This is a genomic window from Heyndrickxia faecalis, from assembly GCF_040267745.1.
Classification (GTDB): domain Bacteria; phylum Bacillota; class Bacilli; order Bacillales; family Bacillaceae_C; genus Weizmannia; species Weizmannia faecalis.
This window is the reverse complement of record NZ_CP158453.1, coordinates 1,039,013-1,053,120: the sequence shown is the minus strand read 5'-3', so window position 1 is coordinate 1,053,120 and position 14,108 is coordinate 1,039,013. Positions and strand designations below refer to the sequence as shown.

At 45.8% G+C, this 14,108-nt stretch carries 14 protein-coding genes; 5 read left to right on the top strand and 9 right to left on the bottom strand.

The window, feature by feature from the left end:
- Window positions 1-154: 154 nt before the first annotated feature.
- The 5 genes from ABR335_RS04855 to ABR335_RS04835 all read right to left on the bottom strand — a co-directional run bounded on the left by ABR335_RS04855 (window position 155) and on the right by ABR335_RS04835 (window position 5,860).
- Window positions 155-1,765: a peptide ABC transporter substrate-binding protein gene (locus ABR335_RS04855; protein WP_046721103.1), complete on the bottom strand. Its 1,611-nt coding sequence runs from the start codon at window positions 1,763-1,765 to the stop codon at window positions 155-157.
- A gap of 97 nt (window positions 1,766-1,862) precedes the next feature.
- Window positions 1,863-2,870, bottom strand: a complete 1,008-nt coding sequence (locus ABR335_RS04850; RefSeq protein ID WP_017551332.1) for an ABC transporter ATP-binding protein — start codon at window positions 2,868-2,870, stop codon at window positions 1,863-1,865.
- 5 nt (window positions 2,871-2,875) lie between these two features.
- Window positions 2,876-3,829 (bottom strand): ABC transporter permease, encoded by a 954-nt coding sequence (locus ABR335_RS04845; protein ID WP_014097449.1) that lies wholly within the window; start codon window positions 3,827-3,829, stop codon window positions 2,876-2,878.
- Window positions 3,830-3,975: 146 nt separating this feature from the next.
- Entirely contained in the window at window positions 3,976-4,905 is a 930-nt protein-coding gene (locus tag ABR335_RS04840) for an ABC transporter permease (protein ID WP_350346622.1), read from the bottom strand.
- Between the two features lie 250 nt (window positions 4,906-5,155).
- Entirely contained in the window at window positions 5,156-5,860 is a 705-nt protein-coding gene (locus tag ABR335_RS04835) for a gamma-glutamyl-gamma-aminobutyrate hydrolase family protein (RefSeq protein WP_046721104.1), read from the bottom strand.
- A 273-nt stretch (window positions 5,861-6,133) separates the two neighbouring features.
- On the opposite strand from ABR335_RS04835, the gene corA reads away from it, so the two are divergent.
- Window positions 6,134-7,084, top strand: coding sequence for a magnesium/cobalt transporter CorA (corA, locus tag ABR335_RS04830; RefSeq protein WP_014097446.1), 951 nt, complete (start codon window positions 6,134-6,136; stop codon window positions 7,082-7,084).
- 79 nt (window positions 7,085-7,163) lie between these two features.
- Here corA and ABR335_RS04825 read toward each other — a convergent pair whose 3' ends face one another.
- Window positions 7,164-7,430: a YhdB family protein gene (locus tag ABR335_RS04825; RefSeq protein WP_014097445.1), complete on the bottom strand. Its 267-nt coding sequence runs from the start codon at window positions 7,428-7,430 to the stop codon at window positions 7,164-7,166.
- A 372-nt stretch (window positions 7,431-7,802) separates the two neighbouring features.
- Between ABR335_RS04825 and ABR335_RS04820 the strand changes: the two genes are divergently transcribed.
- Window positions 7,803-9,212, top strand: a complete 1,410-nt coding sequence (locus ABR335_RS04820; protein WP_071452027.1) for a SpoVR family protein — start codon at window positions 7,803-7,805, stop codon at window positions 9,210-9,212.
- Window positions 9,213-9,327: 115 nt separating this feature from the next.
- Here the strand turns inward: ABR335_RS04820 and ABR335_RS04815 are convergent, their stop codons facing one another.
- Window positions 9,328-10,311 (bottom strand): acyltransferase family protein, encoded by a 984-nt coding sequence (locus tag ABR335_RS04815; protein WP_017551337.1) that lies wholly within the window; start codon window positions 10,309-10,311, stop codon window positions 9,328-9,330.
- A 307-nt stretch (window positions 10,312-10,618) separates the two neighbouring features.
- Window positions 10,619-11,320: an SGNH/GDSL hydrolase family protein gene (locus ABR335_RS04810; protein WP_328229003.1), complete on the bottom strand. Its 702-nt coding sequence runs from the start codon at window positions 11,318-11,320 to the stop codon at window positions 10,619-10,621.
- Between the two features lie 437 nt (window positions 11,321-11,757).
- Here ABR335_RS04810 and ABR335_RS04805 point away from each other — a divergent pair, with 437 nt between their 5' ends.
- Both ABR335_RS04805 and ABR335_RS04800 read left to right on the top strand, forming a co-directional pair.
- Complete coding sequence (locus ABR335_RS04805) at window positions 11,758-12,186, top strand: disulfide oxidoreductase (protein ID WP_014097440.1); 429 nt, start codon at window positions 11,758-11,760, stop codon at window positions 12,184-12,186.
- 19 nt (window positions 12,187-12,205) lie between these two features.
- Window positions 12,206-12,688, top strand: coding sequence for a thioredoxin family protein (locus ABR335_RS04800; RefSeq protein WP_014097439.1), 483 nt, complete (start codon window positions 12,206-12,208; stop codon window positions 12,686-12,688).
- 61 nt (window positions 12,689-12,749) lie between these two features.
- On the opposite strand, the gene ABR335_RS04795 is transcribed toward ABR335_RS04800, so the two are convergent.
- The gene (locus tag ABR335_RS04795; protein ID WP_026104608.1) at window positions 12,750-13,145 is read right to left on the bottom strand and encodes a YhcU family protein; all 396 of its coding nucleotides are present in this window, start codon (window positions 13,143-13,145) and stop codon (window positions 12,750-12,752) included.
- A gap of 337 nt (window positions 13,146-13,482) precedes the next feature.
- Between ABR335_RS04795 and ABR335_RS04790 the strand changes: the two genes are divergently transcribed.
- Window positions 13,483-14,103 (top strand): DUF47 domain-containing protein, encoded by a 621-nt coding sequence (locus ABR335_RS04790; RefSeq protein ID WP_014097437.1) that lies wholly within the window; start codon window positions 13,483-13,485, stop codon window positions 14,101-14,103.
- The last annotated feature ends 5 nt before the right edge of the window (window positions 14,104-14,108 follow it).

Below are 14,108 nucleotides of genomic sequence, written 5' to 3'. Positions count from 1 at the left end.
CCTTTCCCTCAGATTTCCATTTTGGGCAGTATCAAGCGGGAACTCCCCCGCTTGATACTGCCCATTCTTTTTCATTCGTCCAGACAGCCGGGCTGCGGATAATGCCTGTCATATGGCTTTCACGGGCAAACCGTCCCCTGCCAAAAACAGAACATTATTTTACATTGGCCCATTTCAGTTCAAGATAGCCGACAGGATGGCGGACAATGCCTGTTACATGATCTTTTTGCAAAAATACCTGGTTGTAAAAATAGAGCGGGAAGATCGGCATGTCGTCAAACAGCATTTTTTCCGCTTCGTGCATCAGCTCGTAACGTTTCGTTTCATTGGTTTCATTTTTTGCCTGCTGGATCAACTGGTCATATTTCTTATTGCCCCATCCAGTCCTGTTCATCGCTTGCCCGGTTGTGAAGCTTTCGAGGAAGTTAATCGGATCCCCGTAATCAGCAAGGAATGAACTGCGGGACAATTGGAATTTCAATTTTTTCTGCTCAGCCTGGAAGACATTCCATTCCATATTGGCAAGTTTTACCTGGATGCCGAGATTTTCTTTTAGCATCTGTTGGATTGTTTCAGCAATTTTTTTATGAACCGGGTCCGTGCTGTAAGTGAGGGTGACCTCAGGCAGTTTCGTATACCCCTCTTCTTGCATTCCCTTTTTCAGGAGGGTTTTCGCTTCTTTTGCATTTGAAGTATACAAATTGCCGCCTTTTTTCCGGAAGTCGTTGCCGTCAGGTTCGGTAAACCCGTAAGAAACAAAACCGTAAGCCGGCTTTTCATCATTTTTTGTGACATATTTGACAATTTGTTTCTGGTCAATGGCCATCGCGAATGCTTTCCGGATATTTTTATTCTGGAACGGTTCTTTATTGACATTAAACCGGTAAAAATAAGTGCCGGCCTGGTCCTCTACTTTCACTTTTCCTTCCTTAAACAGCCGGGCTGCCATATCTGCCGGAACATCTGAAACATCCAGTTCCCCGTTTTGGTACATTTGGTATTCAGTGTTCGGATCGTCAACCTCCGCCCATTTCACTTTATCAAGTTTTACATTTTTGGCATCCCAATAGTTTTCATTTTTTTCCATGATGAAATGATCATCGTGTTTCCATTCTGTGAGCTTAAACGGCCCGTTCGAAACATACGTTTTCGCTTCTGCAAACCATTTCGGATTTTTTTCTGCCACTTTCTCGTTGATCGGGAAGAAAGCAGGGTTTGCGATGACGTTCAGAAAATAAGATTGCGGCCCGGTTAACGTGACTTCCAGTGTTTTGTCATCGGCCGCTTTCACTTTGACGCCGTCTTTTGATCCTTTTCCGGTGTTATACGCCTCCCCGCCTTCAATAAAGTATCCTAAAAATGCGGCAGGCGAAGCAGTTTTCGGGTCGAGCATTCTTTTCCACGCATATTCAAAATCACCCGCTGTCACCGGATCCCCATTTGACCATTTTGCATTGTCCCGGAGGTGGAACGTATACGTCTTGCCTCCATTTGTGACATCCCAGCTTTTTGCAATCGCAGGGTGCGGCTTATTGTCTTTGCCGAGGCGGACAAGCCCTTCCATTAAATTGTTCAGTGCATTCCATGAAACGGAATCGAACCCGATTGGCGGGTCAAATGAGGTGGGCTCAGACCCATTGTTTAAATTTAATACCTTTTCTTTGCTGCTTCCACCCGGACTGTTTTTTGAGCTTGACTGGCTCGTACAGGCAGCAAGCGAAGCAATAAGCGCCAAACTGACAATCATACTCCAAAATTTCTTCATACATTTCCCCCTTTTCTTTTCCGCATTGCGGGCAGCCCTGACCCGTTTGTCCCCCTTGCAGTATCCGGGCGCCGTAAATGCCTGTTTTCTATTTCATCTACAGGCGTACACCCGTAGTTGAAAACGCAAATTTTGCCCGTTCGTCCTGCAGCCAACAATAAACCTGATGGGAAGCTGATTTTTTCGTGCGAAAAGGTTCCACACGGCTGCATACTTCCATTGCCATTGGGCATCTCGCCGTAAACGGGCAACCGGGAGGCGGCGCAAATAAATCCGGCGGCGTACCGGGAATCGGAATCAGTTCTTCCTCTTCCATATCAAGCCTTGGGACCGAGTTTAGCAATCCTTTTGTATAAGGGTGTTCCGGATGATAAAAGATTTCTTCTCTTGTGCCGGTTTCGACAATCTTACCGGCATACATCACCGCTATCCGGTCGGCAACCTGGGCCACAACACCGAGGTCGTGCGTGATCAAAATAATGGATACGCCCGTCTCCCGCTGGATTTTCTTAAACAGTTCAAAAATCTGCGCTTGAATGGTGACATCCAAAGCAGTAGTCGGTTCGTCCGCGATAATGATCTCCGGATTGCAAATCAAAGCCATCGCAATCATGATCCGTTGGCGCATGCCGCCGCTGAACTGGTACGGGTATTGTTTTAACCGTTCATGCGGGCTCGGAATGCCGACCATGTGCAACATGTCAATGACCGTTTTTTTCGCTGCCTCGCGGGATAGATTTTGATGCTCCTGAACCGCTTCAAGCAACTGGTTCCCGATGGACAAAGTTGGGTTCAGACCTGTCATCGGATCCTGGAAGATCATGGAGATTTCCGCCCCGCGGATTTTCCGCATTTGCTTTTCGCTGTATTTTAAAATATCCGTTCCTTTAAAGTGGATCGAGCCGCTTAATTGTTTCACATTATTATTGGGAAGAAGCTTGAGGATCGCTTGCGATGTCACGCTTTTGCCGCATCCGGATTCACCGACAATGGCAAGCGTCTCGCCTTTGTTTAAATAAAAGTTCACCCCGCGCACAGCCTGCACCGTTCCGCCGTATGTCGAAAACGAAACGTGCAGGTCTTCCACTTCCAGAATCTTGTTCATTTCCGTCACCTCCTCAGCTTCGGATCGAGCGCATCCTGCAGCCCGTCGCCAAGCACATTAAATGCGAACATCGTCAGCGAAATAAAGAATGCCGGGAAAAATAAGCGCCACCACTCGCCCGTTAAAATCGCCGACAACCCGTCATCCGCCATCACGCCCCAGCTCGCATGCGGCGCCTGAACCCCCAATCCTAAAAAACTGAGGAATGCTTCACTGAAAATGGCACTTGGCACGGTCAGCGTCATTTGGACAATAATTGGGCCCATTGTATTGGGGAGCAGGTGTTTGCGGATGATCCGTGACGTTTTGGTGCCGAACGTTTTGGAGGCCATTACAAATTCATAGTTTTTTATCTGTAATACCTGGCCGCGGACAATCCTGGCCATGCCGACCCATCCTGTTACGGTAAGCGCAACAATAATTGTGCCGAGCCCCGGCCCCATCACAACCATCAACAAGATCACAACAAGCAAATAAGGAAGGCCGTACAGCACTTCAATAATCCGCATCATCACTTGGTCGGTGCGACCGCCTTTGTAACCTGCAATACCGCCGTATATCACCCCAATGAAAAATTCAATGATAGCCGCCATAAACCCGACAAACAGCGAAATACGCGCGCCATACCATGTTCTTGAAAACATATCGCGCCCGAGCTGGTCGGTCCCGAACCAATGCTCCTTGGAGGGCGGCAAATTCTGGTTCGTTAGTGACAGTTTCGTCACGCTTTCAGGTGCAATCAGCGGGCCGATGATGGCCATCATGATCAAAAGAATCAGCACGACAAGGCCGAGCATCGCGAGCTTATTTTTGGCAAGCCGGTTCCATACATCATGCCAGTATGATATGCCCGGCCTGACAACGGCTTCCTGCATTCCGGCTTCTTTCTTTTTCGGGACAAACCATTCATCCGGAATCTCTGAAATGGTATCCACTCTATCCTGATTGGCTGTTTGCAAGATGTCCACCCCTTATTGCTCTATTTTATGCACCAGATTTTGTGAATCGGGACGATGGTTGTTTTTGCTCGCCTGCACCTTGTGTTACGAAAAGCCAAGGCCCGATACTTATGTAAAGCCGGGCTGCTTCTTTTCGAAACCAGGGCTCACTGTTCTTTTTTATGTAATTTGATCCGCGGATCGAGAATGCCGTACGCGATATCCACGAGAAACAGCATAATAATCAAAAAAATGCTGTAAAATACGGTTGTCCCCATGATGACAGGATAATCCCGATTATTGATGCTTTCGACAAAATACTTTCCCATGCCCGGAATGGAGAATATTTTTTCAATGACAAAGCTTCCCGTCAAAATGCTCGCCGTCAATGTCCCTAAAATGGTAATAACCGGCATCAGCGCATTTCTGAGGGCATGTTTGATGATAATTTTAACAGGAGAAAGACCTTTTGCACGGGCGGTTTTGATGTAATCCTGCGTCAGCACTTCCAATAGGCTTGACCTTGTCAGGCGGGCGATGATGGCCATCGGGCTGACTGCCAAGGCGGCAGTTGGCAGGATCATATGCGCCAGGGATGTCCACGTTGCAGCCGGCAGGATTTTCAGATTGACCGCAAACTCCTGGATTAACATCGTTGCCAGAATAAAGTTCGGAATCGAGATGCCAAGCACGGCGATGGTCATCGCCAGATAGTCGATGATGCCGTTATGTTTTAATGCAGCAAAAACGCCAAGCACGATGCCGGATAAAACCGCAACCAGAAGTGCTGTCATACCAAGTTCGAATGAAACCGGAAAGCCCCTGCCCAGCATGTCGTTTACCGTCTGGGACGGCTGTTTGATGGACGGGCCGTAATCAAATAAAAGAATGGATTTCACATAATACAAATACTGGATATAAACCGGCTGATCCAGATGGTACTGCGCCTCCATATTTCTTTGCACGGCTTCGGATGTATTGCGTTCTTGGTTAAAAGGCGATCCCGGAATGGCCTGCATCATGATAAAAGTCAGGGTGGTGATCACCCACAGTGTGACAACCATGGCGGCAAGCCTTTTGAGTACATACTTTGCCATACGCAGACACCTTCTCACGTTTAAAATGGGCATACTGTTGTGGTATATTTTTATTATTAAATAAATAGACGAAAAATTCAATAGCGTTCAATATTTATTTTAATTCCACAATAGCAATATTTTCGGAATACAGGAAGCGCTTTTATTTTTTCTTGTTCTCCACCGGTAGAAGACAGGAGTTAAGCAAGCGCCTGCAAATTTTCCGGTTTAAAAAATACGAGGAGGCAAGCATTTCATAACAGCAAACGGACTAAACGGTTTTACAGGAAGCGATAAAGGCGGAAAATATTTTCAAGGAAACAGGATCCTTTATGGCGGCCAAAGCTTCAGGATGCCACTGAACGCCAATCATAAAACGGGCATTGCGATTTTCCACCGCTTCAATGATTCCATCAGGCGCACGAGCAGAAACCATAAGCGGCGCTTTCACGGTCCGGACTGCCTGGTGATGAAAAGAGTTTACTTTCATCGTTTCGCTTCCGGCCCATTTTTCCAGTAAACTTCCCGACAAAACATGGACCGTGTGGGAAAGATGGGAACGGGCGGCCCGCTGTTTGTGCTGCAACAGCGGGGGTTTTCCCTGGCTGTAAATATCCTGGAACATATCCCCGCCGGATGCAACAGCGAGAATCTGGATGCCCCTGCAAATGGCGAGAATCGGCACATCCGCCTGAATCGCAAACCGGCATAGCGCAATCTCAAATGCATCGCGGCCGGGCTCAATTTCACCGAGCCCCGGAACCGGCTCTTCCCCGAACCAGGATGGATCTACATCACCTCCCCCGGAAAGCAGAATTCCGTCCGTTTTGGACAATAATAAAGGGATGTCCGCTTCACCGCCGGCCGGAAGCAATACCGGGACGCCGCCCGCCATGCGGACAGCCTTGATGTAGTCATCAGCCAAATACTGGGAAGTCTGATTGGCACTGCATGTAATGCCGATCACCGGTTTCATTTTTCATCATCCTTTCGCATTTTTTGTATCAACAGCACGGGCGCCTGTCTTTGCGCCCGGTTTTTCTGCCAGGCCCAGCGTGAATGGCCGTGACGTTTATGTTCTTGCTGCTTTCGATATCGCGGATGCCCTTCTTTTTTCGCGCCCGTTATCCCGAAAAAAAGACGAGCGAATTGCCTTTCATTTTGATTTAATGCAAGGCCGTCTGCGACATAGTAAAATAATGCTAAACGGACGATTGGCAAACCTCATGTGAAAAGGATGTGCCTTTTTATGATACATATTATGGCGATGACAAAAGAAAATGTACTGAAAGCCCCCGCTTCCATTGAAGAATTGGAAGGGACCAGCTGGAAATGGTATTGGATTGATTTCGACCAGCCTTCACAAGAAGAAATATTAAAACTGCGCCATCCGCTCGGTTTCCATCCGCTGGCCATCGAAGACTGTATTCATAAGCTGCAACGGCCGAAACTGAATGATTACGAAGACCATGTCTTTTTTGTATTCCAAAGCCTGAATCCCGACAGGCTGCAGAAAGAAGAATTGAACCTGTTTCTCGGGGAGCATTTTGCCGTGACCTTTCACCATCTCCCGTCAAAAGAAATCAGCGAAGTGCGGGATAAGCTGAAAAAAACGGATAAACCGGGCAAATGGGGGCCGGCCATTATTCTTTATGAAGTACTGGACAAGATTGTCGATCAATATTTTCCTTATTTGTATAAGATTGAAGACCGTCTGAATGAAATTGAAGATAACTCAAAAAATGAATCGATGGAGGATCTGCTTACAAGCCTGTATTCAACGAGGCATGATTTGCTTGTGTTAAGGAATACGATTATGCCGATGACGGATCTTGTGTACCGGATGCTGAATTCCCATACGATTCCAGGCATTCAGGAAAAACGCGCGTATTTTCATGATATCCATGACCACTTGCTGAAACTATCCGGGATGGTGGAGTCCAATCGTGAGTTTACGACCGATATCCGGGACAGTTATTTGTCTTTAAACTCACACCAAACGAACCGGGTAATGAAGATTCTTACCATTTTCACTACGATTTTTATGCCTTTAACTTTTATTGCAGGGGTGTACGGCATGAATTTCAAATATATGCCCGAACTGGAATGGAAATACGGTTATTTCGCTACCCTTATTGTCATGTTTCTGATCGGCGCCGGCATGACTTACTGGTTTTTCAAAAAAGGCTGGCTGAAATGAATTTGCAAACACCCCGCATCCGCCCAGAATAAAGCAGGACTGGAACAAGGTGCAAAGCAAAAAAGCGGAGGCGCCTTTTTCAGGCATGGCCTCCGCTTTGGTACACAAAACCCGGTTCCGCCCCGCTCCGGTCCGCCATTTCGTTGGCATGGTCAATATAGCGGTGCAGCGCAAACAGGCATCTTTCAATTACGTTATAGTCATGCGAAAAATGATAAGCATGTAAGACATGCTCAATTTTTTTGGAAAGAAAATCATCTTTCGTCCGCACCATCAAAATCAGCAAATTATCCCATTGCGAGCGGTGTGTGTAATATAAAGCGCGGTCATAATCAATGGGATTCATCCCGGCTCCCCCTTTCTTGTGCATTTGCTTGAAAAAAGCAAATCCTAATAAAAGGAGTCAACATTATTGTATGTGTTTTTCCTGATTTTGCGCGCTGAAAAACTTGCCTGGAGGGAAAACAAAAGGCTGTTATCATTTGGAATGCATTTTGCTGGTTTTCAGCCCGTGGCAAGCTTTTATGCAGCCGGGTCAGAATCATTCGGATCTTTTTTACCGGAAATAACGGGTGATTTCCAGTGCTTTGTCGCCTGCTCGTGCGCGGGCTGTTTCATTTCTCGTGATCATGCGAAAATCCTTCTTTGTGTCCTCATGTTTTTTCCCTTTCATTCATACATTGGAAAAAAGGGTGACTTTTAAAGGGAGGAACATTTCATGCGTGATCATGAAAGCCTGCAATATGCGATTGATGAGATAACGGAAATCGCGTCCGGTTTTGGGCTTGACTTTTACCCGATGCGCTACGAAATCTGCCCGGCGGATATTATTTATACTTTTGGCGCTTACGGCATGCCGACCAGGTTTTCGCACTGGAGTTTCGGTAAGCAGTTTTTCAAAATGAAGTTACAGTATGATCTCGGGCTGAGTAAAATTTATGAGCTTGTCATCAATTCCGATCCGTGCTACGCCTTTTTGCTGGATTCCAACACGCTTGTTCAAAACAAGCTGATTGTGGCGCATGTTTTGGCGCATTGTGATTTTTTCAAAAACAATGTCCGTTTTCAAAACACGAAGCGTGATATGGTGGAGAGCATGTCTGCAACGGCGGAAAGAATCCGGGCATATGAGCTGAAATACGGTAAAAAGGAAGTGGAGCAATTTATTGATGCCGTGCTGGCAATTGAAGAGCATATCGACCCGTCGCTCATGCGGCCGAAATTGAACTGGAGCATGGAAGACGCGGAAGAATGGGATGAGGAACCGAAACGCAAAGAGGGACCTTATGATGAATTATGGTCGCTTGATGAGAAAAAGCCGGAACAAAAAGCAGTGAAAAAAACGAAAAAGTTCCCGCCACAGCCGGAAAAAGATATTGTCCTTTTTATTGAACAATACAGCCGGGAATTGACGGAATGGCAGCGTGACATTATGACCATGATCCGCGAAGAAATGCTCTATTTCTGGCCGCAGCTCGAGACAAAAATCATGAATGAAGGGTGGGCCTCTTTCTGGCATCAGCGGATCATGCGCGAACTTGATTTGACAACAGATGAAGCAATTGAATATGCGAAACTGAATGCGGGCGTTGTCCAGCCGTCCAAAACCAGCATCAATCCGTATTATTTGGGAATCAAAATTTTTGAAGATATTGAAGAACGCTGGAACAACCCGACGGAAGAAATGAAAAAACGGGGCATACGGCCTGGGACCGGGCGTGAAAAAATATTCGAAGTGCGCGAAATTGAAAGCGATATTTCATTTCTGCGCAATTACTTGACAAAAGAATTGGCCACAAGGGAAGATATGTATTTGTTCCAAAAACAGGGGCGGGACTATAAAGTGGTGGACAAAGAGTGGGAACATGTACGCGACCAGCTTGTCAGCATGCGGGTAAACGGCGGTTTCCCATATTTGACCGTTACGGACGGAGACTACCGGAAAAACGGGGAATTGTATATTAAACACTGGTATGAAGATATTGAACTTGATTTAAAATACCTGGAAAAAGTGCTGCCCTACCTTTACCAGTTATGGGGCAGAAATGTCCACCTCGAAACGGTTGTGGAAGAAAAGCCGATTGTCTTCTCTTATGACGGAAGAAGCGTGCAACGGAAATACATGTAAAAAACACGAGCCCTCCGCTCAATAAAAAAACAGCTTTCATGATTGGGACGCAGCATACCAAAAAGCGGCGAAAAACCATTTGATTTTCCGCCGCTTTTTAGCTATTTTATTTTTTCTACAACCGGAATTCAATAATCGGCCTTGTAAATTTCCGGATATAGTAACTGCCGAGAAATAAACAGATGCCAAGTGAAAAAACAATCAGCAACAGGTAATTGCCCGCCAGCCAGTCAAGCACATTGGGGGAAGCGGCTGCTTCTATTGTCTTAATGATAAAACCGTGCAGCAAATACACATAGAGCGTACGCTCGCCAATTTTTGTCCACTTGTACCCTTTGCTCGGGATTAACAGGAAGAACCCGAGAATGACAAGCAGCGTGACAGCATATTGGGCCAGGCGGATTAGCCCGCTAAACCAATATTCCATCCCCATGCCGGCGTAAGAGGTATCGCCAAGGAGCCACGGCACAGCATCTTTCGGGAAAAACTGGCCGGTTGCAAGCGTGACGGCACACAAAATCAAAATGCCGGCTGCCGGCGCGTAAGGTATATTGCGGATTTTTTGCAAATGCTTCCCTTCCAGCAAAAATCCGAGCAGAAAATACGGAAAAAATACGAACGTGCGGGAGAGGCTCAGAAAACTTCCGGCCTCATCCCAGTAGCCAATCCCTATGCCGAGCGCCGCCGCAGCCGCGAGACCGAAAAAGTGGAAGCGGGCAAACAGATGGAGCAAAAGGTTCCAAAAAAACAAGCTCAGCAAAAACCATAATGTCCAGTGCGGTTTCAGAAAATTTACTGTCAGGTGCGATTCTTCGCCTGTATAGTAATAATAAACGGAATAAATACATTGAAAAATGAAATACGGGACCAAAATCTTTTTAAAGGATTTTGAAATATGGCCTTTTTTTCGGTATCCTTTTGAAAAATAGCCTGAAATAAGAATAAATGCTGGCATATGAAACAGGAAAATGACGGTATACAGCGTAAAGAGGAAATTGTCTTCGGTTTTAAACGGGCTGATCAGATGCCCGAGAACGACAAGATAAATCAGAATAAATTTTGCATTGTCAAAATACGAATTTCTTTTTCCTGCTGACATCTGCCATCCCCCGTTCCTGTTGTACAGCAAGTATTGCGATGTCGACGTCTTCCGTTTTCTATACCCCCTGTACGGGAAAATGAATCAATATTCATGCAGGAAACCCTGCGGTTCCTATTATACAAACTTTATATTACAAAACGGTAAAAATTTATTTAAACCATGAAGATTTTTAACAGCATTGCAAAAAGGCCGGTCACCGGCCTTTTTGATCACAAATATGGTTGGTTTGTTTTGTGCAAGGGGCGGGCAGCATCTGTGACGTTCGGTCAAACCGCCGGAAACCCCTCTTGCCTGCTTGTATTGCTTAAATTCCGCTCCCGGCTTTTTGCCCGGCAAATTGCGCAGTTAAATCCGTGTAAATTGTTTTCGCCATTACTTTATAACCTTCTGCTGTTAAATGGATGCCATCATCACTGATCAAGTCCTTCAGGTCACCGGCTTTTTTGATCGCTGTCCGGACATCAATGGCCGGGACGTTCAACTGGTTGATGAGTTTTTTCAGGCACCTGTTATATTGGCCGTGCCAGTGTTCAATACCGCCCGACAATCCGATCCAGTGGCCGATGCTTTTCCCAAAGCGTGCACTGATGGACTGGTAGTAGCGTTTCGGGTCAAGCGGCGGGAGCGTCAGCAAAATGGGCGTAATGCCCTGTTCTTTTACGGTTTTGACTAGATGCCTGATATTGTTCGCATATCGCTCAAGGGGTACAACCGGGACATGCGTATCATCCGGTTTCTCTGCTACTTCGTTCCATTTGAAATTGCAGTCATTACCGCCAATACAGATCAGCACGGCATCGGGATGCTCGCCGATCACATCCTTGTCGAGACGCCGAACAAGCAGGTCGGAATTATCATTGAACACGCCTTTATTAACAATCTCTGTGCTGCTGTCACCAAAATACTGCTGAAGTACTGTGGGATAATTGTCTTTTAAAATCCGGAGCCTTCCTTTTATACAAGTGACACCTCTTGTAATACTATCCCCGAAACAAACAATTTTCATTTGAGGCCCTCCCTTGAATGCATAATCATGCAAAAAGTCAGAATGATAGACATATTTTATTGTAAACTTGCCGGGCTTATTCGACAAGTGATTGTACTGCCCGCGGGCGAACGCTCTCCGCTTCTCATTGTCCAGGTGCGGGGGCTGTCGGCTTGTGAATTTCCAGTCCCCTCTCCTACGATAGGCGGGCGACGATTCATCGTGTTTCCTTTCGCTCGGCCGAAGACGATAAAATCCGTACGCCGCTGTACAGTCGCCTCCGCCTTTCTTTGTCCGGCTGTTGCTCCTAGCCCATCGAGTGGAATAACCCGTCCATCATGAAGCGCATGTCTATTCCGGCCGGAACAGTCGCCAGGCTGAACAGTCGCCTCCGCTTTTCATTTTTTGGGATGGATACTATAATTTACAAGGAAGGGATTGATGAAGGAGGTAAGGGATTGAGTAGAGGACGGAGGGAAGAGATTTGGTTTTTTGCCTGGGCGGTTTCGGTCGTTGCTACGCTCGGCAGTCTTTATTTTTCGGAAATTAAGGGGTATGAACCGTGCGAACTGTGCTGGTACCAGCGCATTCTCATGTATCCAATGACGGTCCTGATCGGGATGGCCGTTGCCAGGAAAGATACCCGCATGTCGCTTTATACCGCTGTTTTGTCCGGAATCGGCATGTGTGTGTCACTTTACCATTACTGTCTGCAAAAACTTGCTTTTTTTTCGGACAGGCTTCCTGCATGCGGCCGCATCCCCTGTACGGCGGAATACATCAACTGGTTCGGCTTTATCACCATCCCCTTTTTGGCTCTCACAGCATTTGTCCTGATTTTTATTTCAAGTCTCATCGTTTGGAAGCAGGCTGGCACTTCCAAGTAAACACAACTGGAGGATTATCATGAAAAAAATTATCCTTTTTTTGGCCATTGTTCTCATTGTTTTTGGCGGGATTGCCGGAATCACAAAGTATAAGCAATCCCAGCAGGCGAAAAACAATCCGTATGCACCCGCAAAAAGTGTAAGCAAATTATCGGCGGAAACGCGTGACCAGCTGGATGACCCTCTTTACCAGAATATTATTTTGCCAAAAGAACTGAACCGTGATTTAAAATCCGGCAAAGATGTCACCGTTTATTATTTCATGCCGACCTGCCCGCATTGCAAACGGACGACGCCTGTTGTATCACCGCTCGCGAAAGATATGGGCATCGATTTGAAGGAATTTAACCTGACTGAATTCGAAAGCGGCTGGGATGACTACAAAATCAAAGCGACACCGACGATCGTCCATTACAAAAACGGCAAAGAAGCCGCACGCCTTGTCGGAGAGCATACAAAACAGGAGTTCCGCCAATGGTTTAAAGCACATGTAAAAAAATAAGGCTGCGTGCTTGCAAGGAACCCTCAAAAAAATAATGCCCGGTTTTTCCGGGCATTATTTTTTACACAAGCAGGCGATTGGCTGCTTTTTTAAACATACTGAACGTATCCGTATGCTTCTTCTGAAAATGGGAAAACGAAAAAGGAAAATGCAAACCAAACTGTTCAAGCGTAAATTTATTAAATTCAAACAGGCCGGCGTAATGCTCGTCCCGCTTATTCTCTTCCGTTTCCAAAATGGAAATGATGGTCTGCAGACTGGCAATCATCTGATACCCTGCTTTTAAAGTGCCGATTTGTTCTGTTGGGTCATCCGGCAGGGCAAGCACCCTGTCGCGCTGGAATGCGGTGATCTCCTCATCCGTAAAGTAATCAGGAAATACTTCTGTAAACATATGGCGGACCAATTCCGCGATCTTATCCATCTGTTCTTCCGTAGCAGCATAAACGATCTTCACAGCAGTCCCACCCTTTTTGAAAAATCCATATGTAAGCCAAATCATAGGCGCAATATAAGTACAGCATAGCATAGGAAAACGGGAAAAAAGTATGGTAAATGTGACCATGGCCCTGCCCCCTAAAAAGATTGGATTTTTTCTGAAAAAGCGGGACAAAAGCCCAAGCCTCATAGCCGGACTTTCTTCCAACAAAGCAACCTGTTTTTAGCTTTTTGACGAAAGTCGAAAATTGGAACCGTATACAAAATTTTATTTTCGACATTCTTCTTTTATCTTCGCAGGAAATCAGATAAAATAAAGACGTTTGATAATGAAAAGGATATGAGGAGGATCTTACATGGTATTTAAAAACAAGAAAGACAAGTTTACAGTGCTGTTTGGCCATATTTCGACCAACCTCCGGGAAGCCACCAATTACTTTGCCGACTATAAAATCCATAATAAAGACGATTTAAAAATTTTTACTGAAAAAATGAAAGAATACGAAACGACCGGGGATACTTACGTCCATGACATGATTCTGGAACTGAACGATGCCTTTATCACCCCGATTGAACGGGAAGACCTTTTGTCACTAACGAACAGCCTCGATGACGTGCTGGACGGCATTGAAGAAGTTTCCGGATTATTTGAACTGTACAATATTTACCAGGCGGACGATTTTATGGTCGAATTTGTTGAAATGATCCGCCGCTGTACCGACGAAATTGAAAAAGCAATTGACATCCTTTTTTCGAAAAAACTCGACAAGATCCGCCCGCATGCCATTAAAATTAAAGAATTTGAATTCCATTGTGACGAAATTTTAAGAAAATCATTAATTCACCTCTTTCAAAACGAAAAAGACCCGATTCGCCTGATCAAATATAAGGATTTGTATGAAAAGATGGAAGATGTGGCCGACTACTGCCAGACGGTGGCCAACATTTTAGAGACGATTATCATGAAAAATGCGTGAGGAGT

Excerpts from the sequence above, each read along its gene's own strand:
- corA (WP_014097446.1), top strand. The coding sequence starts at position 6,134 with ATGATACATATTATGGCGATGACAAAAGAAAATGTACTGAAAGCCCCC.
- ABR335_RS04840 (WP_350346622.1), bottom strand. The coding sequence starts at position 4,905 with ATGGCAAAGTATGTACTCAAAAGGCTTGCCGCCATGGTTGTCACACTG.
- ABR335_RS04820 (WP_071452027.1), top strand. The coding sequence starts at position 7,803 with ATGCGTGATCATGAAAGCCTGCAATATGCGATTGATGAGATAACGGAA.
- ABR335_RS04810 (WP_328229003.1), bottom strand. The coding sequence starts at position 11,320 with ATGAAAATTGTTTGTTTCGGGGATAGTATTACAAGAGGTGTCACTTGT.
- ABR335_RS04855 (WP_046721103.1), bottom strand. The coding sequence starts at position 1,765 with ATGAAGAAATTTTGGAGTATGATTGTCAGTTTGGCGCTTATTGCTTCG.
- ABR335_RS04790 (WP_014097437.1), top strand. The coding sequence starts at position 13,483 with ATGGTATTTAAAAACAAGAAAGACAAGTTTACAGTGCTGTTTGGCCAT.
- ABR335_RS04825 (WP_014097445.1), bottom strand. The coding sequence starts at position 7,430 with ATGAATCCCATTGATTATGACCGCGCTTTATATTACACACACCGCTCG.
- ABR335_RS04850 (WP_017551332.1), bottom strand. The coding sequence starts at position 2,870 with ATGAACAAGATTCTGGAAGTGGAAGACCTGCACGTTTCGTTTTCGACA.
- ABR335_RS04815 (WP_017551337.1), bottom strand. The coding sequence starts at position 10,311 with ATGTCAGCAGGAAAAAGAAATTCGTATTTTGACAATGCAAAATTTATT.
- ABR335_RS04835 (WP_046721104.1), bottom strand. The coding sequence starts at position 5,860 with ATGAAACCGGTGATCGGCATTACATGCAGTGCCAATCAGACTTCCCAG.
- ABR335_RS04800 (WP_014097439.1), top strand. The coding sequence starts at position 12,206 with ATGAAAAAAATTATCCTTTTTTTGGCCATTGTTCTCATTGTTTTTGGC.